This window comes from Amygdalobacter nucleatus, assembly GCF_029167365.1.
GTDB classification, from domain to species: Bacteria; Bacillota; Clostridia; order Saccharofermentanales; family Fastidiosipilaceae; genus Amygdalobacter; species Amygdalobacter nucleatus.
The window spans coordinates 1,273,443-1,298,419 of sequence record NZ_JARFNM010000001.1 but is presented as its reverse complement, the minus strand read 5'-3'; the positions used below and the strand labels follow the sequence as shown (position 1 = coordinate 1,298,419).

Here is a 24,977-nt window from a genome sequence, read left to right as displayed (position 1 = left end):
ATGGCTTGGCGGACATTAGTTGTAAATTGTCATTCAAAGTTGAGTTATCGCAATAATCATTTGCTCTTTCAAAGTGCAGATAAAATGGAACAAATTCATTTATCTGAAATTGATGTACTGATACTTGAAAACACAATGATTACTATGACAACGATGCTCATTAAAAGATTGATTGATGAAAAAATTGCAGTTATATTTTGTGATGACAAAGCGCTGCCGATTGCTAATTTGAGTGCATTATATTCAAGATATGATAGTGCAGCGCAATTGGAAAAGCAGATATTGTGGGACAATGAAATCAAAGACAAAGTTTTACAGCAAATACTTTTACAGAAAATGACGAATCAGTCCGCCTTGCTTAAGAGTAATGACTTATTAACTAAAGTAGAGGCTATTGACGACTTGATACTTAACGTAAATGTAAGCGATCCAGTTAATACCGAAGCACAAATTGCGAAAATGTATTTCAAAAGCTTGTTCGGAGCAGATTTTCATAGACGTGAATTAACGGATATTAATGCTGGCTTAAATTATGGCTATAGTATTTTACTTAGTATGGTAGCAAGAGAGATCGCAGTAAATGGTTGTATTACGCAATTAGGTATAAATCACTGTAATCAATTTAACCAGTTTAATTTTGCAAGTGACTTGATGGAGCCATTTCGTGTGCTGGTTGACCAAATAGTTTATGAGAATAGGCATGAATCATTCGTTTATATTAAGCGGAGAATTTTGGATATTTTTAATCGCACTTACAAGTATCATGACAAAAATGCTTATTTAACTAATATCATTAGTGATTACGTGCGTAGGATAATTCGTGCTTTGAATCGAGAAATTACTGAAATTGATGAGTTTAGATATGAGCTATAGGTTTATGAGAATACTAATTATGTTTGATTTACCGACGACAACAGCTACTGAACGAAAAGCTTATCGAGAATTTCGTAAATTTTTGCTCAAAGAAGGATTTTTGATGCATCAATTTTCAATCTATAGCAAAATATTTCTCAATGATACAGTAAAAGATAGCTTAATCAAGCGGATTAAATGGAATAAGCCACCAACTGGCTATGTAACAATTTTGACTGTTACGGAAAAACAATTTGCGCGCATGATTTATTTGTGCGGTAATGCGGATATGAGTGTGGCTAATAGCGACAAACGGGTAGTAATATTAGGTGACAATGATGATTAATCTCAATTTTCATTTGCTTGATAAACCTCTAGTTATTGAAAATATGACAGTGCTTGTTATGGAGGATCATCACGCTTTTGCAACATTGGTTGAGAAGCTCTATCAATATGAAGAAGATGGAGATATTAGACTATATTATGATGATATGTCTGAAGTAAAGGTTAGTGAGTTACAGTTAATAACAGATATTTTAGCTTATGATTTAAATTCGAATGTTTTACATAAACGCGTAGTTAGTGATTTGTTGGATCAATTAAATCAAGCGTATGAAAGAAAAACTAAAATCGAAAAACTTTTATTTGATTTGTATGATTTATTATGCGAAGAGTTAGTTGATCATGAGCTTAATTTAAGTTTAGATGAATTTCAACTAGATAAATATCTTTCGAGTCTAAAAATAAGATGTGAGAGTCAAGCAGATTCAATCTTTGAAAAAATATTATCAATTGTCCAAGTAAGTAATTATTTAGGAAAGCAGAAATTATTAATATTAGTTAATGCTTTGTCTTACTTGAGTGAATCTGAGATTATTAAACTTGAGGAATATGTTTCTCTAAGTGGAATTGATATCTTATGTTTGGAAACGCATAAAGTTGAAGGCGTGGATCAGTTATGCATGGATGCAGATTATTATTTTTATGAAATTAAGCCTGATATTTGCGAATATTAGAGACATTTCTAATAAAAATGAATTAGATTTAATAATGAGTTATAATATACACGTACCTTGAAATCTTTGCATACCTGTTAAGAAACAGTTTTAGAGGTATGTAGTTTTGAATAGGACTAAAACAAATTAAGCACTGTATCAGCACTACCTGTAGTTTTAGAGGTATGTAGTTTTGAATAGGACTAAAACACTTGCCACATAGTCACCGCCGCCAAAAGCGTTTTAGAGGTATGTAGTTTTGAATAGGACTAAAACTCACTAGCTAATAACGAAGTAGTTGCGCTGGTTTTAGAGGTATGTAGTTTTGAATAGGACTAAAACTCACTAGCTAATAACGAAGTAGTTGCGCTGGTTTTAGAGGTATGTAGTTTTGAATAGGACTAAAACTGTATAAAGCAAAGCACAGCGGACGGGCGAGTTTTAGAGGTATGTAGTTTTGAATAGGACTAAAACGCTAACCGTTTTGCATGTTGGTGCGCGCAAGTTTTAGAGGTATGTAGTTTTGAATAGGACTAAAACTAAAGAACGTTATTGTAGTGGTAAATGCCCCTAGCTTAAGCGAGGGACATCCTATTAGAGAAAATAATAGCCTCAGTTCTATCAATCAAAAAAGCTTATGGACTTTATCAGCAAGTCCAACTCAAAAAGCTAGAGATTGAAAAGCTAAGGCTAGAGATCAAAAAGCTAAATAAAGAGTAGCTAACAGAGAGGCAACAACCTCGCTGTCAGTTACGTTTTAGCATATTCAAGATTAAATAGAAATGAAACAACATCACTCAAAATAACCAGCTTAAGCAATTGAATATGTACGCCGGCATATTGTACATAGCCTTCAAATTTGCTATCATGCAAAAACAATGTCTTAGGCGCACTTTTTAACGCCTATGCGTAATTACAGGATGCAGGGGAATACGACCATCGAATTCATCATAACCAAAACAAGTTTTCAATATCTAGGTGAAGAAAACGAGCTAGTTGCCTGGCAAGCAGATAAATACCAAGCTTGGTATGAAATGCCGTGGCAATGTAGAGAAGTTATCCAGTCTACTCAATTGAGTGAGCAGTTGTTTATGCGCTTGAGTATGTTCTTTTACAAACATATGTGTGCGACACGCGATATTGAGTTTTTGCGCGAAAAAGCGGAATTTACATATACGGAAGCAGATTTAGAGAGTGTACTTTGGCAGGGCGACATAGCTCTATCTATAAGGATATTTTGGTTAAAGAGTGGCTAGATTTACAATTTGCCAAATTAACGTCTCAATTCCAACAAGCAATGGGCACCTATGCTAAATCAGTCAGCGAATATTACCGTGAAAAACAACTTTAATTTACAACGCCTGAGCGTATATTTTTTCATTTGGCTGAAACAAAAAATAATTCTAAATATCCTTTTGCCTTCATGGCTAGCTATAGTGAACTAGAAGCTGGCCAAATCCATCATTATCCGCTTGCTCATGCCTTAACCAAATATCGGAATGAGCAAAAGAAAATATTAGAATTAATCAGTTCGATTGCCAAACTAGAAAAAGAATCTAGCCTGATTAAGCAACTTTTACATAGCGGTGAACTCTTTCAAACTATTTATTTTACACAAACTGAAGCATATCAATTCTTAAAGGAACTGGAACTTTATGCTAAAGCTGGCATACTAGTCAAGATACCTAACTGGTGGGCTAAAAATAAGAAAAATAGCAGCTTACAGATGAAAGTCCAAGCAGCCTCTAAATTTGGCCAAGATAGTTTATTAGCTTTCCAACCAGAGATTATGTATGATGGCCTTAAGCTCAGCAAAAAAGAACTCAAAGAATTCCTAAAATATAGTGAGGGGCTTAGATTATGCAAGGGCAATTGGGTTGAGATAAATCACGAAAAGCTAAAAGATCTACTTGCCTAATCTGAAGAACTAGAAGCTGAAACAAGTGACGGCTTGACGTTGATGGAAACACTTAAATTAGCTAGAAAAGGTCAAAAGTTCTTTGATTTAGAAGTATATTAAAATTATTTCAACAAGCCATTAAGAAACTACGGGAAAAAGACAAAACATTTGACTTGCCCCTTAGTGTAAAGGCTGAACTTAGGCCATATCAATTAGCAGGTTACAAATGGTTACTTGCAATGGACAAGCTAAACATGGGTGTAATTTTAGTTGACGATATGGGTCTAGGCAAAACTGTACAGATAATAGCTTACTTAGAGAATTTGCGTTACTATCAAAAAGCAGACAAAGTATTAATTGAGCTGCCAATTTCATTGCTGGCTAACTGGGAAGAAGAATTGAAAAAGTTTGCTCCAAGCGCACCATTTGTTACTTATCATGCGAAAAATCGAGAAATTGGTGAATATATTACTCTGACAAGCTATGAATTATTGAAACGAGAAGCAAAATTATTAGACCAAAAATGGGATGTCGTAATCCTTGACGAAGCGCAGGCAATCAAAAATATAAATACTCAACAAACAAGAGCCGTCAAAGCTTTGAAAGGCCGAATGAAAATAGCTTTAACAGGTACACCAATTAAGAATAACCTGATGGACCTCTTTTCTATTTTTGACTTTATTTTGCCAGATCTTTTAGGATCAGCTACGCAATTTCAAAATTACGCTAGTAACTTAAAAGAAACAACAGATGGCTATCTAAAACTTAGACAGGTAGTATCACCATTTATTATGCGCCGGCTGAAAACAGATAAGTCAATTATTGAGGATTTGCCTAAGAAACTGGAGCGCAAGGAATATATTGATCTTGCGCCTAAGCAAGCTGCTTTGTATCGCAAAGTTGTATCTGACTTTGCCAAGAAAATTGCTAAGCTTAAAGGCATGGATCGCCGGGGCATGATTTTGGCTACATTAGGTAGTTTGAAACAAATTATCAATCATCCAAGCCAATATAGCGGTAGTGAAGAATATAAGGCTACTGAGAGTGGCAAATTTTTACGCTTGGCAGAGCTGGTGCAAGAAATTTATCAAGCTCGTGAGCGTGTCTTAATTTTTACACAATACAGAGAAATTATTCCTTATCTAGCTGAGTTCTTGTGTAAATCATTGGGTGACAATAATATTGAGCCGTTGGTTTTGCACGGTGGTACGAAAGCTAAAGATAGGCAAAAATTGGTAGATGAGTTCAATGGCGATAAATATTATCCTTTCATGCTAATTAGCCTAAAAGCAGGTGGCGTTGGCTTGAATTTAACAGGTGCTAACCATGTGATTCACTTTGACCGTTGGTGGAATCCACAAATTGAGCGTCAAGCAACAGACCGTGCTTATCGCATCGGTCAAATGAAAGATGTGCTTGTTCACTATTTTATTTGTCGCCAAACAGTTGATATAGCGATTGACGAACTTTTAGAAAACAAAAAGAATTTGTCGGACAGTGTCATTGCTGAAAACAAAGCGCCGAACTTGACAGAGTTAAGTAACGATGAAATCTGTAAATTCTTCGCATTGAGAAAGGAATAAGCTGATGGCAAGACAAAAGAAAACGACTGAATCGAAGACGTTTACAATTTCTGTAAGTTCTAGGAAAATCACAACTAGCTGGTGGGGCATGGCTTGGCAGGATAAAATCACAAGTTATTCTGATTATGCTAACCGTTTGCCTAGAGCTAGAAGCTATCTGCGTAATGGCAAGGTGCGTGAGCTTGCAATTGAGCCTAATTTCGTAACTGCTAAAGTTAAAGGCACTCGTCCAAGACCATATAATGTGCAAGTTTATATTGAGCCGCTGAGTGATTACAAAAAGCAAGTTATTAGGCAGCTATTTAATGAGCAAATTAGTTCTGTCGAGGAGCTTTTGACTGGTTCATTTCCTAAGTCTTTGGCAGATCAATTTTTAAAGGGAGATTGTCCCTTATTTCCTACGGATGATGAGATAAGCTTTTATTGTTCATGCCCGGATATGGCTTATCTTTGTAAGCACGTTGGCGCGGTTTTATATAGTATAGGCGTTGTGTTTGATGAAGATCCGAGCTTGTTCTTTAAATTGCGTAATTTGGAAATTGGCCAATTAGTCCAAGCTACAATTGATGAACGTCTAGATGTTTATTTGGAACATGCTAGTAAAGCAAGTGAGCGCCAAATTGTAGCTAGTGACGTTAATGAAATATTTGGCGAACTTTAAGTAAAAGATAGTTCTAGGTATAGGCGAAAATACGTTATTTGCCATTTTCATTGATGCTCCTACGCTGAACCTTACTACGCTTCCTATCTAAAATCCTCATCAAGCCTACCTTTGACGCTACTTTTAATTGAAGCAATCTATCTCCGATTACCAAAGCAATATTTGTATCCTTTTGTGACAGAGAGAAAGAGAAATGGCATTTTTTGGTAGTAGATGTTGTTGGGACTTTGACTCATCAAACAAGTTAAAGAGGCGCTAGCACGTACTGGGCCTCTATTGAAGAAGCGGTTGAAAGCAGAAGAAAGTGAACGGCTTACAATTTGTAAGCCGTTGAAAATGCAAGCTACAGATGGCAAGATGCGCAAAACAGACGCTACTGGCGTACAGGGTATTTTCCGCATCATTCAATCTATACCCTCTCCCCAAGCTGAACCTTTTAAGATGTGGTTAGCTGAAGTTGGCAAAGAAAGAATTGATGAAGTCATAGACCCAGAACTCACAATTGATCGATCCTTGCAAACTTATCTCCAAAAAGGTTACACAAGAGAATGGATTAACCAAAGGCTTCAAGCAATTAAAGTTAGAAAAGAATTGACCGATACATGGCAGAATCATGGCGTAAAAGCAGGTAGAGAATATGCAATTTTGACGAATGAAATATCAAAAGCTGGGTCGGGCATGACAACTAGAGAGTATAAGAACTTGCAAGGCCTCAAAAAAGAAAATCTCAGAGATAATATGTCTACAACCGAACTTATTCTGAATATGCTTGCCGAAACAGCTACCAAAGATATTACTAATTCATCTAATCTAAAAAGCCTAGAGCAAAATAAAAAAGTTGCCCAAAAAGGCGGCAACATTGCCAGCAATGCTAGTAAGTAGGGTGTTTTTGCGCTTCATTTCGCAGACGTTTTACATGCTGCACGTCATGTGCACCGTTGCTTTTCTCCTTGCACCAGCTTGGTTTATACTATCTGAATTAAAACAATAAGGAACAAATATTATGCAGACGAGAGATATTTTAATAGAATGGGCTAAAAGATTACAAAGCTTAGCGCAGGCTGGATTAACCTATGGTAAAGACAAGTTTGATCTAATGCGTTATCAAGAGCTTCGAGAAATTTCTGCCGAAATGATGGCCTGGAAAAGTGACATGCCTTTAGAAAAGGTTAAATCTCTTTTTTGTAATGAAATTGGCTACCAAACACCTAAAATTGCAACTCGTGCAGCAATTTTCAAGGAGCAAAAAATATTATTAGTTCAAGAAAATGACGGTAGTTGGTCTATGCCAGGTGGTTGGTGCGAGGTGAATTTGTCGGTAAAAGATAACTGTATAAAGGAATCCAAAGAAGAAGCTGGAGTTGATGTAGAGGTGGAAAAAGTGATTGCTTTACATGATTTAAGCAAGCATAGTTCTAAAGCCTACCCTTACGGCGTTTTAGAAGTTTTCTTTCTGTGCAAGCCAAAAGCAGGACATTTTTCTAAAAATGCCGAAACGATAGATAGCAGATATTTTTCAGTCGATGAATTGCCAGAACTTGGCAGTGATAAAGGTTCAGCTGAACAAGTTTTAATGTGCTTTGAAGCTTTACATGATCCTCATTGGGTAACTCGTTTTGAGTAAGTAAATATTGAGTTTATTGAAGAGCTAACTTCTAGGGAATACTTGCATAGTACAAACAAAGAGCCCAACCAGCACATTGCCAGTTGGGCTATTACGATAACTTCAACTACTCCAGAGAAGCTAAGCTTCAAAGCAAGTTCAAGTTAAAACACAATTCAGTTTCTCATTATTTCAATTTTGCTTTGTTTTCAGCAAATTCAGCTTTGATCTCAGCCACGATATTTGGCTCTTCGATCAACTTAACAGCTGAAGCTGCCAAGACTTTAGCACCCATTTCAATTGCGACATGAGCTTCTTTGGTTTTACCGCAATCAATGAAGGCTTGTGAGTGGGAAGCTGTGCCAACTGGCACGAATGCTACTCTGATGCAGGAACCTGGAATTTCATACATAACATTGGACAAGTCAGTTGAACCAGTCTTTTTACGTGGACCTGAAATTTGAGGTGCGCCAGCTTCTTCAGCCTTTTCCATCAAAACTTCGTTCAATTTCAAAACAGGAATCTTGTTGTTCAAACGATCACCCCATTGGAAATCGTAAGTTGTGTCAGTCATCAAAGCAGCGCCCTTAATGATGTTTTCGAAACGCTTTTCAACCTCGTTTAAGTATTCTCTTGAATAAGAACGAACATAGAACTTAGCTCTGCACTTAGCTGGAACAACGTTAGCTGCGCCAGTGCCTTCGAGGATTGAATAGTGCATTCTTGTATCTTCTCTTACATGCTCACGCAAGAACTCAACACCAGTGAAGGAGAGGACCATTGCATCCAAAGCTGAACGGCCTTCTTCTGGCTTGATAGCAGCGTGTGAAGCTTTACCATGGAATGTGATAAAGGCTGTGGTCATAGCCATTGACTTAACATCAGCAGTTGTGGTTGGTGAACCGTGCATCATGAGAGCTACATCGAGTTCTTTCATGTAACCTTCTTTTAACATGATGATCTTGCCATGTGCTGTTTCTTCAGCTGGTGTACCGTAAACTGTCAATTGGAAATTGTCGCCTTCGAAGTTGTTGATAATAGCGCTCATTGCCATCAAGATAGACGGACCTTGCATGTGGTGAGCACAAGCATGGCCGATACCTTCCAAAGCATCCATTTCAATTAAGAAACCAATGTTAGGGCCGCCTTGGCCACGTCTGTAAGTAGCTTTGAAAGCAGTTTCGAGGCCAGCGATACCAACTTCAACGTCAAAACCCATCTCGCGTAAGTCATCAATCAATAATTTTGAGGTCTTGAATTCTTGTTTGCCTAATTCTGGATTATCGAAAATTTCATCTGCCATATCCAAGTATCTAGGCTTAATCTGATCAATCCAGTTAAATAATTTTTGGTCTTCCATTGTGCAAATTCCCTTCTATAAGGCAATTTTTTTACGTTAAATTGTGAAAAACGCTTTTATTTATACTTTTTTCATGATAACATAGTTTTCAGCAAATTACACAAAGTGCAGTTCGCGTATTTTCCTTTGGAGGTTAAAATCATGGGAAATAAGACTAAAAGTGGTAAAAAAGCACCACACTCGTTAGTTATTTTGTTCAGTATGGTCCTGATTATTTGGGCCTTGACCTGGTTGGTACCTGCAGGTGAGTACGTACGTGTTAAGAATGACCTTGGTAAGAAGATAATTCAAGCTGGTTCGTTCCATTTCGTAGAGAGTCACGCAGTATCTATCGTCGATTTACCTTTGATTGTTTGTAAAGCCTTCATCAAGAATATGGATCTTTTGCTCATGATCATGTTCTCTGGTGCCGCTTTCTCAATCATTACAAAATCCGGTGCCTTCCAATCAACTGTAAGTAAGGTATTTGAAAAAGCAAAGGGCAAGGGCATTTGGATTATTCCAATTTTGACCGTTATGTTTGGTGCTTTGTGCACAACAATTGGTGTTAATACATTTATTGCCTTTACACCAATGACAGTAATGATTGCTTATTCACTTGGCTTGGATTCACTTGTCGGTGCTTCCATCATCTTGTTAGGTGGTGCAGTTGGTTTCTCAAGTGGTATGTTCCAACCAAGCACGACGTTACTTAGCCAAAGTATTGCAGGCTTGCCGCCATATTCTGGTCTAGATTATCGTTTTGCTATTTTTGTTGTCTTTATGATCTCTTCTATTGCCTACATTATGGTTTATGCGAAAAAGATTAAAGCTAATCCAAGCTTGAGTCCTGTTTATGAAATTGATAAGGTCAACAATGTGTTTGGCGAAAATAAACTTGATGAGTATGGTCAATTAACATGGCGTAAAGTGCTTATCATCATTACCTTGTTTGCAACTATGACGATAATTGTTATCGGTGGTGCTAAATGGAAATGGGGTATGGCTCAGATTGCCGCTGCTTTCTTAGTTTTGGCTATTGTTGATGGCTTTTTAGCTAAGAGTACACCATCAGAAATTGCTAGCGACTTCGTAGCTGGTGTTAAGAAGATGATGGGTGCTGTCATGATCATTGGTGTTGCTCGTTCAATCGGTGACATCATGAAAGCTGGCTTGATTATCGATACAACAATTGAGTTCTTGACACACTTAGTTACAGTTTTGCCAAAGCCAATTCAAGGCGTTTCAATGTTGACGTGTAACTATTTGATCAACTTAGTCTTGACCTCAGGTTCTGGTCAGGCTGCTGTTGTTATGCCAGTGTTCTTGCCAATTGCTGATAGTATCGGTATGTCGAGACAAGCTGTTATCACAGCTTTCTGCATGGGCGATGGCTTTGGTAACTACATTGTGCCAACTTCTTCAGCTTTGATGGGTATCTTGGGCGCTGCCAATATTCCTTTCGAAAAGTGGGTCAAGTTCTTCTGGAAACTATTCGTAATCTGGTTCCTCTTGTCCTGTGCATTCGTTATCCTGGCACCAGTTTTCCATCACGTCTAAAGTTCAAATTGACATTAAATTATACGGACAAAATTTAAGAGCACAACTTCAAGCTTGTGCTCTTTTTTGCGTCAAAGCTAGGCGTCAAAGCTGGGCCTCCAAACAAGAGCCAAAGCTAGGCGCCAAAGTCGAAATCAAAGCTAGACGCAAAAGCCAGAGCCAAAGTTGGGCGCAAAAGTCTGAGTTGAATCTGCGCCCAAGAGCAGGCGACAAAGCTTAAGTGAGTTTTAGATGAAGTTATGCTCCTTCGTGCAAGCTTTTTTGCAGGTGCTTTACGAGATGTGGAGGCCCAAATGATTATTTGCTTGCTTTGATGCGTTCTATAATTTGAGAAGCCTTTTCGCTCTTTAAGAATTTTAGACTACTCTCTGGCAACATTGAATTTAATGTTTGCCAATCGTTCACTTTGATAGCCTGGCGGACTTTCGAGGCACTGATAATTGAGCCATCTGCTTCAGCTCTTTGAATGATATTACAATTCAAATTGTATTTTGTTAGTTCGGCTTTTAGAACGGAATTGTAGATAGCTGTCGTATGGCTGATTGGTTCTTCTCCGAGAAAACGTGTCTGGATATTTAATGCTTTAGCAATTTTACTGAATATGACCGCCTCAAGTACTGCTTGATTTTCAGTTGCCAAATCTTCGCTAGCTTGGAAATAAGCGGGGAAGGTGGCCGTACTAATCATATAGGAACCTGTGTCATGATAAACAATGTTTTTGATCATGGCGCTACCTTGCTTAACTAACATCTTCCTAACTTGAAATGGGAAAACACTATGCTCAGCACTTACGACAAAGACGTGGAGAGTGTCAACTTGTTTAGCTGCTTGCTTAATTAAGTAGAGGTGACCTTTCGTAAAAGGGTTAGCGTTCATCACAATTGCTGCATTATTAGCATTAGCCTTATTGACGTTAGAATTAGCATCTAGGTTATGGCTTTCTTTAGCCAAATTTTCTAAATAATTACTAAAACCGTTAGATTTATTTTCGAGAAAAACGATATTGTCTGTTTTGGCAATCAAATAAAAACCTAGCTGTTCTAACAATTTTTGATTTTGCAGCTTAGTGTAAACAAATATGTGATTATAACCTGCTAAAAATTGTCTTCTGATAATTTCGCTAACTAGCTTCGAGAGTAAGCCCTCGCCTTGGTGCTTGGATTGGACTGCCAAACAGCGGAGTGTATTTTCATAGCAAGCAGCTGTGGCAATCAAGTTATCTTCAGCATAGAGGCCCAAAATATAGTCAATATTGTTGTCGAGCTTTAAGTTCACCTCGTTCAACAAAGCCTGTAATTCAGCCTTTTCTTTAGGGCTATTTGTTAGTATTTGACGAATTTGATATTCAGACATAGATTAGCTTCCTTTGGCCTTATGGTAAAATAATCATAGCATAAGGAGTAAAGCTATGAAGATTACTTTGCCTGAGATTTGTCAAAATTATTCTAATCTTTTGCAGCAATTTAGTGCTGAAATTCAGACCAATTTAGCTAAAAAAGGAGCGTTAGTTAGTGAAAAATATGCTTTTAAGTTAGAAGCTGCTAATTTTGAATATTGGCAAAATATCGATTCAACTCAGCTCAGGGCTAAACAATTAGCACATACACAATTAATCAATTTGATCATTGCAAGATGCCAGACAAAGGGGCGTGGCCGTTTCGGTCGGCGCTTCTTTTCGCCTTTAGGTGGCCTTTATTTTACTTTCACTTTGCCACTTGTTGCAGACTTAAATCGCTTGCTTTATACACCACTTTTGGCTGTTTCTTTGCAGCAAAGTTTAGCTACGATTGTTAAACGTAGCTGCCAAATTAAGTGGGTGAATGACCTTTATTTTCAAAAAAAGAAGGTCGCTGGCATCATTACAGAATGTGTCACTGATAAAGACAAGAGCTATTTGGTTTGTGGCGTTGGGGTTAATTGGCAGGCTCCAATTGGGGTGGAAGTACCTGATTTAATTGCTAATCGAGTTGGAAATTTAAAGCTAAATAAAGAGCCAGTAACGTCTAGAGAACATGCTTATCTCAGCCCTTTGCAGATAGACGTGCTTAAAGAGTTTTTTCAAAATTTGGCCAATTGGCAGCTTGCTTACACGTTAGGTACAGCTGATTTCATGGCTGTTTATGAAGAAAATATGTTAGCGAAAAATGAGCATGTGCAACTTTCAAATGGTGCGAGTGTCAAGCTCATTGGTGTTGACCATCAAGACGGCGGATTAATAGTTTTGCAGGGAGAAAAACAGCTAAAAATCACTTCTGGTGAGCTAAGTTTACTTATTGACGATAAGCAAGGTGTAAACTGGTGATTGTGTCCTAGGACACAATTTGCAACTGTGAGGAGATAACTTATGCAAAATAATAATTCAGCTATGAATGGAAACGTAGCTAATTCTAAAAAGACTTTTGAGTTAGTCTTAGCAGCCTTGTTTGGCGTTTTGACATTCTTGGGAACTTACATTTCTATACCTATGTATCCAGTGCCAATTACCTTACAGACGTTTTTTGTTTTATTGTGTGGCTTTTATTTAAATCCATATTATTCTGCTTTGTCGATGGCACTGTGTTTGCTTTTGCGTTTCTTGACAAGTGGATTCAGCGTCTTTGTTACACCTTCGTTTGGTTTCTTAATCGCTTTTATTGTGGCAGCAAGCTTTGTTAGCTCGCAAAGGCAGAAAAAGCATTTAGCTTTTGGTCAAGTCATTTTATTGTTGGTAGTGGCAGAAGTTGTTTTGTATCTGATTGGTTTGCCGTATATGGCCTATGTTTTGAATGTTTATTTGGGCAAAAATTTAAGCTTCTTCACTATCTTAAAAGTGGGTATGTTGCTGTTTATTCCAGGCGATGCGATAAAGTTATTGGTGGCAGCTTATATCTACCGCAGCTTGCCTGAACTTAAATTGCTTAGAAAGTAATTCAAGTTAGTTAAATTTAATAGTTTGCGTTTTAGGTGCGAAACAGTCTGTCTGTTGTACAGGCTGTTTTTTATGCTTCGTTAGATGAAAGTAGTGTTATGGTTTGGCACTAATATGGCACTGATGTGGCACTAGTATGACACTGATATGTCTTTACTTGGCACTGATGAAGCGCAATTTGCACTGCAATGACACTGATAAGGCTTGAATTGACATTAAGATGGCACTACTCTGGCAACTGGGAGAGCCTAATTCAGCCAAACACCACTATTTGGCCAGTTAGGCCTAAGTTCAGCTAAACATTTGATTAAGCTGAATAAGTCAGCTACACCGCCAGATGAGAGATTATGCATAAGATAAAATTTATTTAGCTGCTTAGCCCTTTCTAGTAAGTCTGCTTTGTCGGAGCTAAGTATGGATTTAGCTGTTTCTTGGACGTATCTTAACTTCCTTAGGCCAGCACTAACTTCAAGCTTGCCACAACTATCGGCAGCACTAGTATTTTGGCCCACCGTATTTCCACGATGATAAGTTGTTGTGTCGTCGACGTTTGCTATGAGGTACAAAGTCAGCTCCAAATCTGACCATTTGTAAGTAGCATAACGTTCAACTGTATCCAAGAGGAATTGAAAGCCGGTTAAGGGCAATTGACGAATGTCGTTTAGGCCGGCTGATTTGGATCGAGAACTACGAGATTTGGCCATATTGATGTAGTCTAGCCTTAGATTACTTGCAAAAGTTTGAATGTGGGCTAAAAGGGCGGCCCAAGGTGTGCTAGTTACCCAAGCTTGCCAGAGAAAGAGGGTTAAAAAGAGTAAGCCTTTTTGCGTATTGATGCCGTTAGTTGCTTGCATGAGCCTACATTCACAGCCATAACCAGTTTGGCGCAAAGCTTTAAAAGAACTAGCAGCACTCAAGGGGAGGGCGGCTATCTCGGTGCAAATCACTTTGTTAGATTTTAGAAAAAGCAGATAATCCATGTCTTTATGACAACCCTGACTTTGCATATTGACACAACCAAAAGCTAAATCACGTGATAATTCAGCTTCTAGGGCGTGCCCTAATGCTTCTACAAATAAGTTGTAAGCCATGTGGATACCTCTTTTGCTATACTAGATATACTAATTTATGTAATCTAACATATGGAGCAAGTTTATGACAAGCAATTTATTTTCCGATGGTGCCAAGGTTGAGCTAGCAAAGATGCTTGAACGCCGTGAACAACGTGTGCTTACTTACTACAATTATTGGCAAAAAGAGCCAACGGCAACTATAATTTCGCTCAAATTAAATATCCCTGGACCAATTAAAAATAATACCCAAATTAAAGCTTGTTTTGAACGGCTGCTAAAACCTTTTTGGGCTGCTATAGAGGCCAAAGAACTCACATATAAGGTTGTTTTTTCAGAGCTTGAGCTTTTAACTGGCCCTGAAATTATTATCGCAGGTGGAGATTTAGCTCTAACCTGGAAAGAGTTAGCACTTTCGATTGAGACTCGTAAAACAAGCAGCCGTTTGCTTGATGTTGATGTATTGACCAAGCAAAAAACGCTAACGCGTAAAGATTTAAATCTACCACCTAGGCGCTGTTACTTGTGCGATGCAGAAGCGAAAGTTTGTGCGCGATCTAGGCGCCATTCGATTGAAGAAATGCAAGCTTGGATCGATAACGCCTTAAGAAAAGACGGTTTGATCTAGAACACAAATTAATGAATAACTGCGCACCTTCTTGGCAGAAATGCATAAAAGAAAGTGTTTTTTTGATGCGTTTTTAAGCAGAAGCTCCCTAATCTAAATAAAATTTAGCAACTCTTTTATATAATTATGGTATTAGAAAGTAACTGGGAGGCAAAAACTCATGAAGTTGTTACAAGCTGCGATTGCTGGGACTTTGGAATCAAGTGATGCCATGGTCACAGTTGAACCTGCAGATTCATTAGAAGTTGAAATCGACAGCTCTGTATATGCTCAATTTGGCGAACAAATTCGCAAAACAGCATATGAAGTGTTAAAAAATTTGGATGTCGACGGAGCTAAGGTACAAATTAATGACCGTGGAGCCCTAGATTGCACGTTAAGAGCAAGATTGGAAACAGCTGTATTTCGCGCCAATGGTCAGACTGAGAATTTACCATGGAGGACGAAGCTATGAGAAGAGAAATTCGTCGTACGATGATGTTCTTGAATTGTCAAAAGGCATCATTGGTTAAAGATCCATATGTCTATGAGCCAGATTGCGTAATTCTCGACTTGGAAGATGCTGTTGCTACTTCTGAGAAAGATTCTGCTCGTATTCAGCTTTACAATACACTGAAATATCTTGATTACCGTAAAACAGAACGTTGGGTACGTATTAATGGCGTTGATACCCCTTATTTCCACGAGGATATTAGAGCTGCTGTAGCTGGCCATGCCGATGGTATCCGTATTCCTGTTTGTGAATCAAAAGAAGATGTTGTGTTAGTTGAGAAACTGATTGCTGAGGCTGAAAAAGAATTTGAAGTGCCAGTTGGCCAAACCCTTTTGATGGCTGCTTTGGAGTCGCCTAAAGGCATCATCAATGCTTATGACATTGCAACTGCAAGTTCCCGTATGATGGGTATTGCGTTGTCTGCTGGTGACTTCACACGCACTATGCATGCTAAACACACAAAGACTGGTGAAGAATTGTTCATCGCTCGTGGCCAGATTGCTTTGGCAGCTCGTGCCGCAGGCGTTATGTGCTTTGATACAGTCCACACTGATTTGGATGACTTAGAGAGTTTGCGCAAAGAGACAGAGTTAATTCGTAACATGGGCTTCGATGGTAAGTCTGTTATCAATCCTAAACAAATTGCTGTCATTCATGCCGTATTTAATCCAACTGAAAAAGAAATCAAGCATGCTGAGCATATCCTTTTGGCTCTTAACGAAAATAAAGCAAAGGGTATCGGTGTTATGGTCGTTGATGGCAAGATGGTTGATGTTGCCATGAAAGAGGGCGCTGAACGTACTTTACAGTTGGCAAAAGCAACAGGATTGTATGAGGGAGATTTAGTATGAAGAATAAAGTAGGTCGTGAGATACCTGATGAGTTATTAAAAACTGGTCTGGAGCCTTTTCAGGGCCAATATTATAGAGAAAACTACGAATATACTAAAGCAGCACCAACAGTCATGGCTTATGTTAAGCCAAATCGTAACAAGGTGATGCCAAGTCTGAAAGCCACAATTGAAGCTTTGCATTTACACGACGGTATGACAATTAGTTTCCACCATCACTTCAGAAATGGTGACTATGTTTGTGTTCAAGTGATGAAAGTTATTCATGAATTAGGTATTAAGAGCTTATTCATCTGCGCTTCTAGCTTGGGTAAAGCACATGCTGAATTAGTGCCAATGATTGAAGATGGCACTATTACAGGTATTTCATCTAGCGGTGTACGTGATGAAATTGGTAAGGCTATTTCGGAGGGTAGGTTAAAAACTCCAGCTTGGATTCGTAGCCATGGCGGTCGTGTTCGTGCTATTGAAACTGGCGAAGTTAAAATCGATGTTGCTTTCATCGGTGCAGCTAGTTCCGATATTTATGGTAATGCTTCTGGTAAAGGCGGCAATAGCGAGTGCGGAGTTCTTTCTTACGCTGATGTTGATGCTAAGTATGCTAACCAAGTTGTTGTTATTACAGATAACATTGTTGAGGGCGTAAATATGCCAGCATCGATCAAGGGTATCGATGTTGATTATGTTGTCAAAGTTGATCAAGTTGGCGATCCTAAGAAGATCGCAAGTGGCGCTATTCGTATGACGAAAGATCCACGTGAATTGAAGATGGCTGAATATTGCGCAGAAGTTGTGGCTAAAACTGAATGGTTCAAAGATGGTTTCTCTTTCCAAACAGGTGCTGGTGGCGCTTCCTTAGCCGTTACTCAATTCTTACAAAAGTATATGGATGAAGCTGGTATCAAGATGGGCTGGGGCATGGGTGGTATTACCGAGCCAATGGTTGATATGTTACACAAAGGCTATATTCGTGCCTTGTTGGACGACCAAGCTTTCGATATTCCAGCCGTTCAATCGGTGCATACAGATCCAACTCACTATGAAATTAGTTGCTCAGAATATGCAAATCCTTTGAATAAAGGTGCATATGTCAACTATCTAGATTACGTTATTTTGGGCGCTTTGGAAATTGATACGAACTTCAATGTCAACGTTGTGCAAGGCTCAGATGGCTTGATTCAAGGTGCACCAGGTGGCCATCCAGATACAGCTGCTGGCGCTAAATGCACAATTATCGTAGCTCCACTTTTGCGTAGCCGTTTAGCTACTGTTAAGCGTGAAATTACTTCAGTAACTACACCAGGTGAGAGCGTTGATGTCTTGGTTACAGATTATGGTATTGCTGTTAATCCTAATCGCCCAGATATTTTGGCTCAATTAAAAGCTTGTAATTTACCAATTCGTTCAATCGAAGAATTGGCAGATATTGCTGAATCAATTTGTGGTAAGCCAGCTCCGATCGAGTACACAGACAAAGTGATTGCACTCGTAGAATATCGTGATGGCACAATCATTGATGTTATTCGGCAAGTGAAGAAATAATATTAAACCTAATTAAAAACTCTTTGGAGGAATTATGGATCAGACAAAACTTAACGGTTCAAAGTGCGTGAAACTATTTGGTGCGCCTTGGCCAATTACAATTATTGCTTGTGTGGTTGTATGGGCAGCTATGTTCTTAGGTTTGTTAGGAACTGACATGGCTTCTACAATCGTTATTATGTTAGCAATCGGTGTCCCATTGTATGAATTGGGCAAACGAATCCCAATTTGGAATAGTTACATTGGCGGCGGTATTTTGCTGGCTTTCTTAGGTACAGCTGTTTTGAACCATTTTGCAGTTATTCCTGAAAAATATGTGAAGTCAATCGACTTATTCACTGGCAAAGGTGGCTTCTTGACTGTCTTTATCATCATCTTAATTTCAGGTTCTGTTTTGTCTTTGGATAGAAAGACTTTGTTGAAGAGCTTCGTTGGCTATTTCCCAGCTATCTTAGGTGGTGTAGGCGTTGCCATGCTTTTTGGTGTGATTGCTGGTTTATTCTTCAACGTAAGTCCATACAGAATTATTACTCACTACGTTCTTCCAATCATGGGCGGTGGTAATGGCGGTGGTGCAGTGCCATTGTCGCAAATGTATGAGAGTGTGACAGGTAGAAGTAAAGATGAATATTACAACTTTGCTGTCATCATTCTGACAATTGCAAACATTTATGCTATCTTGGCTGCTGCTTTGCTTAATAAGGTGGGTAACTACAAGAAGTCTTGGACAGGCGATAAATTTACATTGTTGCGTGGCGACACCAAAACTGAATCTGCTAAGAAAGAAGCTGTTGTACCAAGTATTGCTGATATTGGTGCTGGTTTCATGCTCGCTTTCTCAAGCTATGCAGGCGGTGTTTTGATCAGCAAATACATCTTGCCGGTTGTAACGAAGTTTATCTTCGGTAAGCAAGTTAAAATTCATGCTTTAGCTTGCATGATTTTATTGGTTGTTATTTTGGCAGCTACTGGTGTTATTCCTGAAAATATCCGTATGGGTGCTAAGCGTTTACAAAGCTTCTTCTCAAGCTGCATGACCTTGGTCATCATGGTTGGTGTTGGTGTTGATTTGAGCATCAGTGAATTGGTTGACGCTATCACCTCATGGGGTAACTTGTTGATTCCTTTGTTCGTCGTTATCGGTGCTATCTTAGGTTCAGCCTTAGTTGGTTACTTGGTTGGCTTCTATCCAATCGATACAGCTGTCACAGCTGGCTTGTGCATGGCTAATCGTGGCGGTTCAGGTGACTTGGCTGTCTTAGGTGCAGCTGAGCGTATGGGATTGATGGCTTATGCTCAATTATCCAGTCGTTTAGGCGGTGCTATCATCTTGATCATCGGTTCAATTTGTTTTGCATTTATGCTATAAATGAATTAGTCTACGGCTCGTAGCTGCATGTTCAGCTATTGAGCCTTATTTATTATTTATGAAGGGAGTGCTATGAAAGAATTATTAATTAATGACGTTACTGTGCGTGATGGTAATCAGTCTCTGCTTGCAACCCGTATGGAAATGTCTGATATATTGGCTCTGTTGACCAAACTCGACAAAGTTGGCTTCCATGCCCTGGAGGTTTGGGGTGGTGCAACTTTTGATTCGGCTTTTCGTTTCTTGAAAAGTAATGCTTGGGACAACTTGCGAGCTATCAAAAAAGCTTGCCCTAATACTCCGTTATCAATGCTTTTGCGTGGCCAAAACTTAGTTGGTTATCGGCACTATGACAATGATACGTTAGAGAGATTTATCAAACTGGCTGTAGAGAATGGCATGAATATCATTCGCTGTTTCGATGCCTTGAACGATCCGAACAACGTTAAATACGCTTTCAAATTTATTAAGAAATATGGGGCCGAGGTGCAGGCAGCTATTGCTTATACTGTCAGTCCTGTCCACAACAATGATTACTACGCAAAATTAGTTAAAACTTATATAGACATGGGTGCTGATTCTATCTGTATCAAGGATATGGCTGGAATTTTGACACCAAAGAATGCTTATGAGTTGATCAGTACTTTAAGAAAGGTGACTGACTTGCCGTTAGATTTGCATACGCATGCCACAGCTAACACAAGTTCTCTAGTTATGGAACAAGCTATGTTGGCTGGTGTGGATATTGTTGATGGCTGCATATCTCCATTTTCTGGTGGTACGGCACATTTAGCAGATGAAACAATTACCGAAATAGCTAAGTTGACTGACAGAAAGGTTAATCTCAATCTGTCTGCTTTATCAGACGCTTATGAATTAGCTGACAAATTGGCTGATAAGTACATCAAAAAGGGTGATTATCGGACACGTGCTTTAATTCCAAATCCTAAGATTTTGACTTATCAGGTGCCAGGCGGCATGCTAACTAATTTAATTAGTCAACTAGAACAACAAAATGCTGCTGATCGCTTGCAAGAAGTTTTGCAAGAAGTGCCTAATGTGCGTAAAGATTTAGGTTATCCACCTTTGGTTACACCTCTGTCTCAGATGGTTGGTACGCAAGCTGTTTTGAACGTCTTGTTAGGAGAACGCTACAAAATTTCGCCAAAAGAGATTAAGGATTATTGCCAAGGTTTCTATGGTCAAGCTCCTTCTAGCTTGAATGAAGAAGTTAAGACCAAGATATTATCTGGTGTTAAACCTGCTACGCCAACTAAAATTGAGGAAATTCCGACAGCCTTTGATGATGCCGAGGCTGACTTAAAGGCCAAATTAGGGCGTGAGGTGACAGAAGAGGAAGTAGTTAGCTATATAGTCTTCCCTAAACAAGTGCTTGCTTATTTACATGGTACGGCCGAAACTTCGCAAGTAAAAGCCAATCAAGACGTTAAAGCTTCAGAAGCGAATAAAGTGACGAGCTTTAATCTATATTTGCCAGAAGGGAGTGATAGAACATAATGGATATGAATAATTTTACAGTCTGGCACGGTATTCTAGTTTCGCTCTTTATCATGCTGATTGTTTTCTTAATCCTTTATTTATTGGCCGTAATTTTAGGTTCTCTCAAGTATATTGTTAAGGGCCCTGAAACGACGGAGAAGCAAGAACCTACGTTGCCAACCGCTACATCTCACACAGATGCAGAGGAAAAAATGGTAGCTATGTTGACAGCAGCTTGTGTTGCCAAGCAGGAACTAAAAAAAGACGTGCAGATTGTCAGCTGTAAACGCATTAATTAATTTGTCTGGTAAGAAAGACTAACTATTAAAAGTCAAGAAGAAAAAGCATGAAAATGCAGAAATGCAAATCGGATAAAAGAACCTTGATAATTGCATAACGAAATAAGCACCACGAGGTGCTTGGCAAATAAGTCGTATAAAGGTAGCGGTTTAAGCCAGAGGAATAAAGGCAACCCGTCATGACTGTTCTTGAGGGTAAATACTTCAATGGAACACTTGCCATTAGCATCTAGGATAACACAGCCGTGTTTATCCATGGCTACATCAATTCCTGCGTAAAACATAGCAGACCTCCAGTGAAAAATTAGACACTATATTGCCCCGCAGACTTGTTTGTTCTCACGTAACCTCGTGCTACATAAAACGTCATGCGTTATCTAACTAATTACCGCTTAAACAAACGGCTGTGGTTATTGCCTTTCTTAAAACGTCTATGCGTTAGGAGGTAAATACTAATCCACAGCGTCTGTTAGAGATTATAAGACCTTGCTGAGGGTCTATAAAAACTACAATTTAAATAATACGAGGATGCAAATATGAAGACATATAAGGTTAAAGTAAATAACAAAGAGTATTTAGTTGAGTTGGAAGAAGTAGATGCTAATGAGAAAGAAGCAGGCCAACAAGCTAGTTCTGAAGCTAGTGTTGCTCCAACCAGCGCTGAAGGTGAAACGGTTAATGCGCCTTTGCAAGGCTCCATCTTTAAAATCTTGAAACAAGCAGGAGACACAGTTGACGCTGGCGAACCAGTTTTGATCATTGAAGCTATGAAAATGGAGAATGAAATTGTAGCTCCACGTAAGGGGAAAATTACAGGTGTATTTGTCAAAACAGGCCAGCAAGTTGATACTAATGCCCCGCTTTTCAGCTTGATTTAGTAGGTGTGCTTTATGGTTAACATGCTTTTAGATTTTGTATATTCAAGTGGTTTATATGCTTTAACTTGGGGTAAGATCTTGATGATCAGCTTGGCCTGCTTCTTCTTGTATCTTGCACTTAAACGTGGTTATGAACCATATTTGTTAATACCGATTGCCTTCGGTATGCTTTTAGCTAACTTGCCGTTGTCAGGGTTGATGGACGAAGGCGGCTTGTTGAATTTGCTGTACATGGGTGTTAAATACGGAATTTATCCTCCTTTGATTTTCTTAGGCGTTGGTGCTTCAACTGACTTTGGTCCGCTGATTGCTAATCCAAAGAGCGTGCTTTTGGGCGCAGCTGCTCAGTTTGGTATTGTTATTGCCTTTATCGGTGCACTTTGCTTAGGCTTTAATCCGGCTGAAGCAGCTTCTATCGGTATTATTGGTGGTGCTGATGGCCCGACGGCTCTTTATCTAACTCAACGCTTAGCACCACATCTATTAGGTGCTATTGCTATTGCCGCTTATTCGTATATGGCACTTGTGCCTGTTATTCAACCACCGATTATGAAAGCTTTAACAACTAAGGCTGAAAGATGCATTCATATGAGTAGTTTGAGAAAGGTTAGCAAGAACGAAAAAATCATTTTCCCAATTGCTGTCACAATCATTGTAACTTTGCTCGTTCCTTCAGCAGCTCCTTTAATTGGTATGTTGATGTTAGGTAACTTGATCAAAGAGAGTGGCGTTGTTCCACATTTGGTTGAAACTGCAACTAATGCCATACTTTATACAGTTACAATTTTGTTAGGTACAACAGTTGGTGCTACAGCTTCAGCTGAAAGATTTTTAACACCTCAAACTTTGGGCATTGTAGCAATGGGCTTCGTTGCTTTCTCAGCTGGTACGGCAGGTGGTGTGCTGTTCGGCAAGATTATGTGCAAACTAAGTGGTGGCAAGATTAATCCATTGATCGGTGCTGCTGGCGTTTCAGCTGTGCCAATGGCAGCACGTGTTGTGCAAAAAGTCGGTCAAAATGAAGATCCGAGCAACTTCTTGTTGATGCATGCTATGGGTCCGAACGTGGCAGGCGTAATTGGTTCAGCCGTTGCTGCTGGTTTACTTCTTAACTTATTCTGTTAAGCTAAAGGGGGTTAGGTTGAACTACCCCCTTTTGTTACATTATGTAGATTAAGATTATTTGGGAGGCACTATGTACCGTAAAGCAACACAAAAAAATGATTTGTTGTCAGATAGTATATATGTCCAAATCAGAAGCAAGATTATTAGCGGTGCTTGGCCGATTGGTATGCGGCTGAATGAAAAGAAGATTGCTGATGACTTGTTTGTGTCGCGCACGCCAGTTCACCGTGCCTTGCAAGCTATTTATGATGAAGGCTTGCTTGACTATAGCAAAAATTGGGGCTATTTCATCAAGGTTGTGACGAAAGAAGATATTCAAGAAATTTTCAAAATCAGAATTGCTTTGGAATCATTAGCTGCTTGTGAGGCGGCAGCCAAAATGACAGAAGCTGATTTTGCTGAATTGGATAAGATTAATTCTGATGCTTTGGCCGCTATTCAAAATAATCCGAATGATTATCATCAGCTTTACAAATTATCAAGCAAATTTAATGCCAGAATTAATCAATTCTGCGCTATGCCGAGGCTTAGATTGCTACAGGATGGGATTCAGGAATACTTGCAACATTTTAGAACAATGTCTTTTGAACAAAATTCTGAGCGCCGTGAATTAGCTGTGCGTGAGCATCAGGCGATTGTAAGTGCGATGCGTAGTCGTGATAATACTTTGATTTATAGCCGTGTAAAGGAACATTTACAACATGCTTCTGAATATATTATTAGTTTTGTGCCAGATAGGGGGCAATTTGATGAAAATTGATGCAGCGTGCAGCTTTGCTTGCATTGAATAATTAGCTTGGCTGCTTTATCATTTAATTATGGAAAAGACAGAAACATTAAAACAAAAGCAAATTTCAACTTCACCTAAGAATAATTATCAACGTGGCATAGTGTCCATCGTATTATCAGCACTCGGCTTTGCCGCAATGGCCTTTTTTGTTAAGCAGGCAGGGAGTTTGCCTGTTATGCAGAAAGCAATTTTTCGTAATATCATAGCTGGCATTGCCGCCTATATTATGTTAAAAAAAGCAGGTGGCAGAATTGAATTAGCGCCTGAAAATCGTTGGACAATGTTCTTTAGATGCCTCTTTGGTACCATCGGTATCATCTGTAATTTCTTCGTTCTTGATTACCTTAATTTAGGCGATGCGAGCATGTTGCAGAAGATGTCACCATTTTTTGCCATTATCATGTCTTATTTCATCTTACAAGAAAAAGTGGATAAATTAGCTATTTTCAGCGTCTTACTGGCTTTGATTGGTGCGGCTTTTGTGGTGAAACCAACTAAAGGTCTAGTCAGCTTGCCAGCTTTAATTGGCTTGGTAGGAGGCTTTTGTGCAGGTTCTGCTTATACATTTGTCCGTAAATTGGGCGTTTCTGGTGTTAAGGGACCACTTATTATTTTCGGCTTTTCTGCATCTTCCGTATTAGCAATGACACCGTTTGTACTTGTTCAGTACAAGCCAATGAGTATAAGACAATTTTTGTGCTTATTAATGGCTGGCTTTTCAGGAGTTATCGGTCAAGTCTTTGTGACTAAGGCTTACACTTATGCACCTGCCAAAGAAATTTCTGTCTTTGACTATACGCAAGTTCTGTTTGCAGCTTTGCTTGGCTTTGTCTTCCTAGGCGAATTGCCAGATGTGTATAGCTTGATTGGCTATGTGATTATCATAGGTGCGGCTATTTTCAAGTGGTATTTCAGTCGTAAGCAGACAGAGAGCAGCTGATTAATTTCAAGCGCTTAAATTAATATAAACTAAAATTTTAGGAATTATTTTAGCTATGTGAACTAGCTATCTTGTGAATTGCAAGGGAGCTT

At 38.9% G+C, this 24,977-nt stretch carries 27 protein-coding genes and 1 CRISPR repeat array; of the genes, 23 read left to right on the top strand and 4 right to left on the bottom strand.

Annotated elements, in window-relative coordinates; all coding sequences use genetic code 11:
• From cas1 to PYS62_RS05860, 9 genes are all read left to right on the top strand, one after another.
• Positions 1–873: a type II CRISPR-associated endonuclease Cas1 gene (gene cas1 / locus PYS62_RS05900; RefSeq protein ID WP_066713967.1), complete on the top strand. Its 873-nt coding sequence runs from the start codon at positions 1–3 to the stop codon at positions 871–873.
• Positions 874–877: 4 nt separating this feature from the next.
• Positions 878–1,198: a CRISPR-associated endonuclease Cas2 gene (gene cas2 / locus PYS62_RS05895; RefSeq protein WP_315574172.1), complete on the top strand. Its 321-nt coding sequence runs from the start codon at positions 878–880 to the stop codon at positions 1,196–1,198.
• Positions 1,188–1,868 carry a type II-A CRISPR-associated protein Csn2 gene (gene csn2, locus PYS62_RS05890; RefSeq protein WP_082714316.1) on the top strand — a complete coding sequence of 227 codons (681 nt, stop codon included), beginning with the start codon at positions 1,188–1,190 and terminating at the stop codon, positions 1,866–1,868. The genes cas2 and csn2 overlap by 11 nt, the downstream gene beginning before the upstream one ends.
• A gap of 87 nt (positions 1,869–1,955) precedes the next feature.
• Positions 1,956–2,387: direct repeats of the CRISPR family, unit length 36 nt; unit sequence GTTTTAGAGGTATGTAGTTTTGAATAGGACTAAAAC.
• A 365-nt stretch (positions 2,388–2,752) separates the two neighbouring features.
• Positions 2,753–3,103: a hypothetical protein gene (locus PYS62_RS05885; RefSeq protein ID WP_156422989.1), complete on the top strand. Its 351-nt coding sequence runs from the start codon at positions 2,753–2,755 to the stop codon at positions 3,101–3,103.
• 125 nt (positions 3,104–3,228) lie between these two features.
• A complete protein-coding gene (locus PYS62_RS05880; RefSeq protein ID WP_066714614.1) occupies positions 3,229–3,765 on the top strand; it encodes an SNF2 helicase-associated domain-containing protein in 537 nt (178 codons plus the stop codon).
• Positions 3,766–3,920: 155 nt separating this feature from the next.
• A complete protein-coding gene (locus PYS62_RS05875; protein ID WP_156422991.1) occupies positions 3,921–5,330 on the top strand; it encodes a DEAD/DEAH box helicase in 1,410 nt (469 codons plus the stop codon).
• A gap of 4 nt (positions 5,331–5,334) precedes the next feature.
• Complete coding sequence (locus PYS62_RS05870) at positions 5,335–5,991, top strand: SWIM zinc finger family protein (RefSeq protein WP_066714618.1); 657 nt, start codon at positions 5,335–5,337, stop codon at positions 5,989–5,991.
• Between the two features lie 276 nt (positions 5,992–6,267).
• Entirely contained in the window at positions 6,268–6,873 is a 606-nt protein-coding gene (locus tag PYS62_RS05865) for a phage antirepressor protein (RefSeq protein ID WP_390086219.1), read from the top strand.
• Between the two features lie 121 nt (positions 6,874–6,994).
• A complete protein-coding gene (locus tag PYS62_RS05860; protein WP_066714620.1) occupies positions 6,995–7,615 on the top strand; it encodes an NUDIX hydrolase N-terminal domain-containing protein in 621 nt (206 codons plus the stop codon).
• 166 nt (positions 7,616–7,781) lie between these two features.
• Here PYS62_RS05860 and PYS62_RS05855 read toward each other — a convergent pair whose 3' ends face one another.
• On the bottom strand, positions 7,782–8,954 hold the full coding sequence (locus PYS62_RS05855) for a M20 family metallopeptidase (protein WP_066714622.1): 1,173 nt from the start codon (positions 8,952–8,954) through the stop codon (positions 7,782–7,784).
• A 141-nt stretch (positions 8,955–9,095) separates the two neighbouring features.
• On the opposite strand from PYS62_RS05855, the gene PYS62_RS05850 reads away from it, so the two are divergent.
• Positions 9,096–10,493: a YfcC family protein gene (locus tag PYS62_RS05850; RefSeq protein WP_066714624.1), complete on the top strand. Its 1,398-nt coding sequence runs from the start codon at positions 9,096–9,098 to the stop codon at positions 10,491–10,493.
• A gap of 297 nt (positions 10,494–10,790) precedes the next feature.
• On the opposite strand, the gene PYS62_RS05845 is transcribed toward PYS62_RS05850, so the two are convergent.
• Positions 10,791–11,846, bottom strand: a complete 1,056-nt coding sequence (locus PYS62_RS05845) for a GNAT family N-acetyltransferase (RefSeq protein ID WP_066714626.1) — start codon at positions 11,844–11,846, stop codon at positions 10,791–10,793.
• Between the two features lie 55 nt (positions 11,847–11,901).
• Here PYS62_RS05845 and PYS62_RS05840 point away from each other — a divergent pair, with 55 nt between their 5' ends.
• On the top strand, positions 11,902–12,795 hold the full coding sequence (locus PYS62_RS05840) for a biotin--[acetyl-CoA-carboxylase] ligase (RefSeq protein WP_066714628.1): 894 nt from the start codon (positions 11,902–11,904) through the stop codon (positions 12,793–12,795).
• A gap of 42 nt (positions 12,796–12,837) precedes the next feature.
• Positions 12,838–13,401 carry a biotin transporter BioY gene (locus PYS62_RS05835; RefSeq protein ID WP_066714631.1) on the top strand — a complete coding sequence of 188 codons (564 nt, stop codon included), beginning with the start codon at positions 12,838–12,840 and terminating at the stop codon, positions 13,399–13,401.
• 248 nt (positions 13,402–13,649) lie between these two features.
• Here PYS62_RS05835 and PYS62_RS05830 read toward each other — a convergent pair whose 3' ends face one another.
• Complete coding sequence (locus tag PYS62_RS05830) at positions 13,650–14,492, bottom strand: triphosphoribosyl-dephospho-CoA synthase (RefSeq protein ID WP_066714633.1); 843 nt, start codon at positions 14,490–14,492, stop codon at positions 13,650–13,652.
• 64 nt (positions 14,493–14,556) lie between these two features.
• On the opposite strand from PYS62_RS05830, the gene citX reads away from it, so the two are divergent.
• The 7 genes from citX to PYS62_RS05795 all read left to right on the top strand — a co-directional run bounded on the left by citX (position 14,557) and on the right by PYS62_RS05795 (position 21,152).
• Positions 14,557–15,099: a citrate lyase holo-[acyl-carrier protein] synthase gene (citX, locus tag PYS62_RS05825; RefSeq protein ID WP_066714636.1), complete on the top strand. Its 543-nt coding sequence runs from the start codon at positions 14,557–14,559 to the stop codon at positions 15,097–15,099.
• 160 nt (positions 15,100–15,259) lie between these two features.
• Complete coding sequence (citD, locus tag PYS62_RS05820) at positions 15,260–15,553, top strand: citrate lyase acyl carrier protein (RefSeq protein WP_066714637.1); 294 nt, start codon at positions 15,260–15,262, stop codon at positions 15,551–15,553.
• Positions 15,550–16,443, top strand: coding sequence for an aldolase/citrate lyase family protein (locus tag PYS62_RS05815; protein ID WP_066714640.1), 894 nt, complete (start codon positions 15,550–15,552; stop codon positions 16,441–16,443). Before citD ends, PYS62_RS05815 begins: the two co-directional genes overlap by 4 nt.
• On the top strand, positions 16,440–17,984 hold the full coding sequence (gene citF / locus PYS62_RS05810) for a citrate lyase subunit alpha (RefSeq protein ID WP_066714644.1): 1,545 nt from the start codon (positions 16,440–16,442) through the stop codon (positions 17,982–17,984). The genes PYS62_RS05815 and citF overlap by 4 nt, the downstream gene beginning before the upstream one ends.
• A 34-nt stretch (positions 17,985–18,018) precedes the next feature.
• Positions 18,019–19,353 carry a 2-hydroxycarboxylate transporter family protein gene (locus tag PYS62_RS05805; RefSeq protein ID WP_066714646.1) on the top strand — a complete coding sequence of 445 codons (1,335 nt, stop codon included), beginning with the start codon at positions 18,019–18,021 and terminating at the stop codon, positions 19,351–19,353.
• 72 nt (positions 19,354–19,425) lie between these two features.
• Positions 19,426–20,871, top strand: a complete 1,446-nt coding sequence (locus PYS62_RS05800; protein ID WP_066714648.1) for a pyruvate carboxylase subunit B — start codon at positions 19,426–19,428, stop codon at positions 20,869–20,871.
• Positions 20,871–21,152 (top strand): OadG family protein, encoded by a 282-nt coding sequence (locus PYS62_RS05795; RefSeq protein WP_066714649.1) that lies wholly within the window; start codon positions 20,871–20,873, stop codon positions 21,150–21,152. Before PYS62_RS05800 ends, PYS62_RS05795 begins: the two co-directional genes overlap by 1 nt.
• 32 nt (positions 21,153–21,184) lie before the next feature.
• Here the strand turns inward: PYS62_RS05795 and PYS62_RS05790 are convergent, their stop codons facing one another.
• Complete coding sequence (locus PYS62_RS05790) at positions 21,185–21,436, bottom strand: hypothetical protein (protein ID WP_315574171.1); 252 nt, start codon at positions 21,434–21,436, stop codon at positions 21,185–21,187.
• Positions 21,437–21,688: 252 nt separating this feature from the next.
• On the opposite strand from PYS62_RS05790, the gene PYS62_RS05785 reads away from it, so the two are divergent.
• From PYS62_RS05785 to PYS62_RS05770, 4 genes are all read left to right on the top strand, one after another.
• Positions 21,689–22,030 (top strand): biotin/lipoyl-containing protein, encoded by a 342-nt coding sequence (locus PYS62_RS05785; RefSeq protein ID WP_066714653.1) that lies wholly within the window; start codon positions 21,689–21,691, stop codon positions 22,028–22,030.
• 12 nt (positions 22,031–22,042) lie between these two features.
• Positions 22,043–23,155, top strand: coding sequence for a sodium ion-translocating decarboxylase subunit beta (locus tag PYS62_RS05780; protein WP_066714651.1), 1,113 nt, complete (start codon positions 22,043–22,045; stop codon positions 23,153–23,155).
• A gap of 70 nt (positions 23,156–23,225) precedes the next feature.
• Entirely contained in the window at positions 23,226–23,915 is a 690-nt protein-coding gene (locus PYS62_RS05775; RefSeq protein WP_315573758.1) for a GntR family transcriptional regulator, read from the top strand.
• A gap of 58 nt (positions 23,916–23,973) precedes the next feature.
• Positions 23,974–24,885, top strand: a complete 912-nt coding sequence (locus tag PYS62_RS05770; RefSeq protein WP_082714265.1) for a DMT family transporter — start codon at positions 23,974–23,976, stop codon at positions 24,883–24,885.
• The last annotated feature ends 92 nt before the right edge of the window (positions 24,886–24,977 follow it).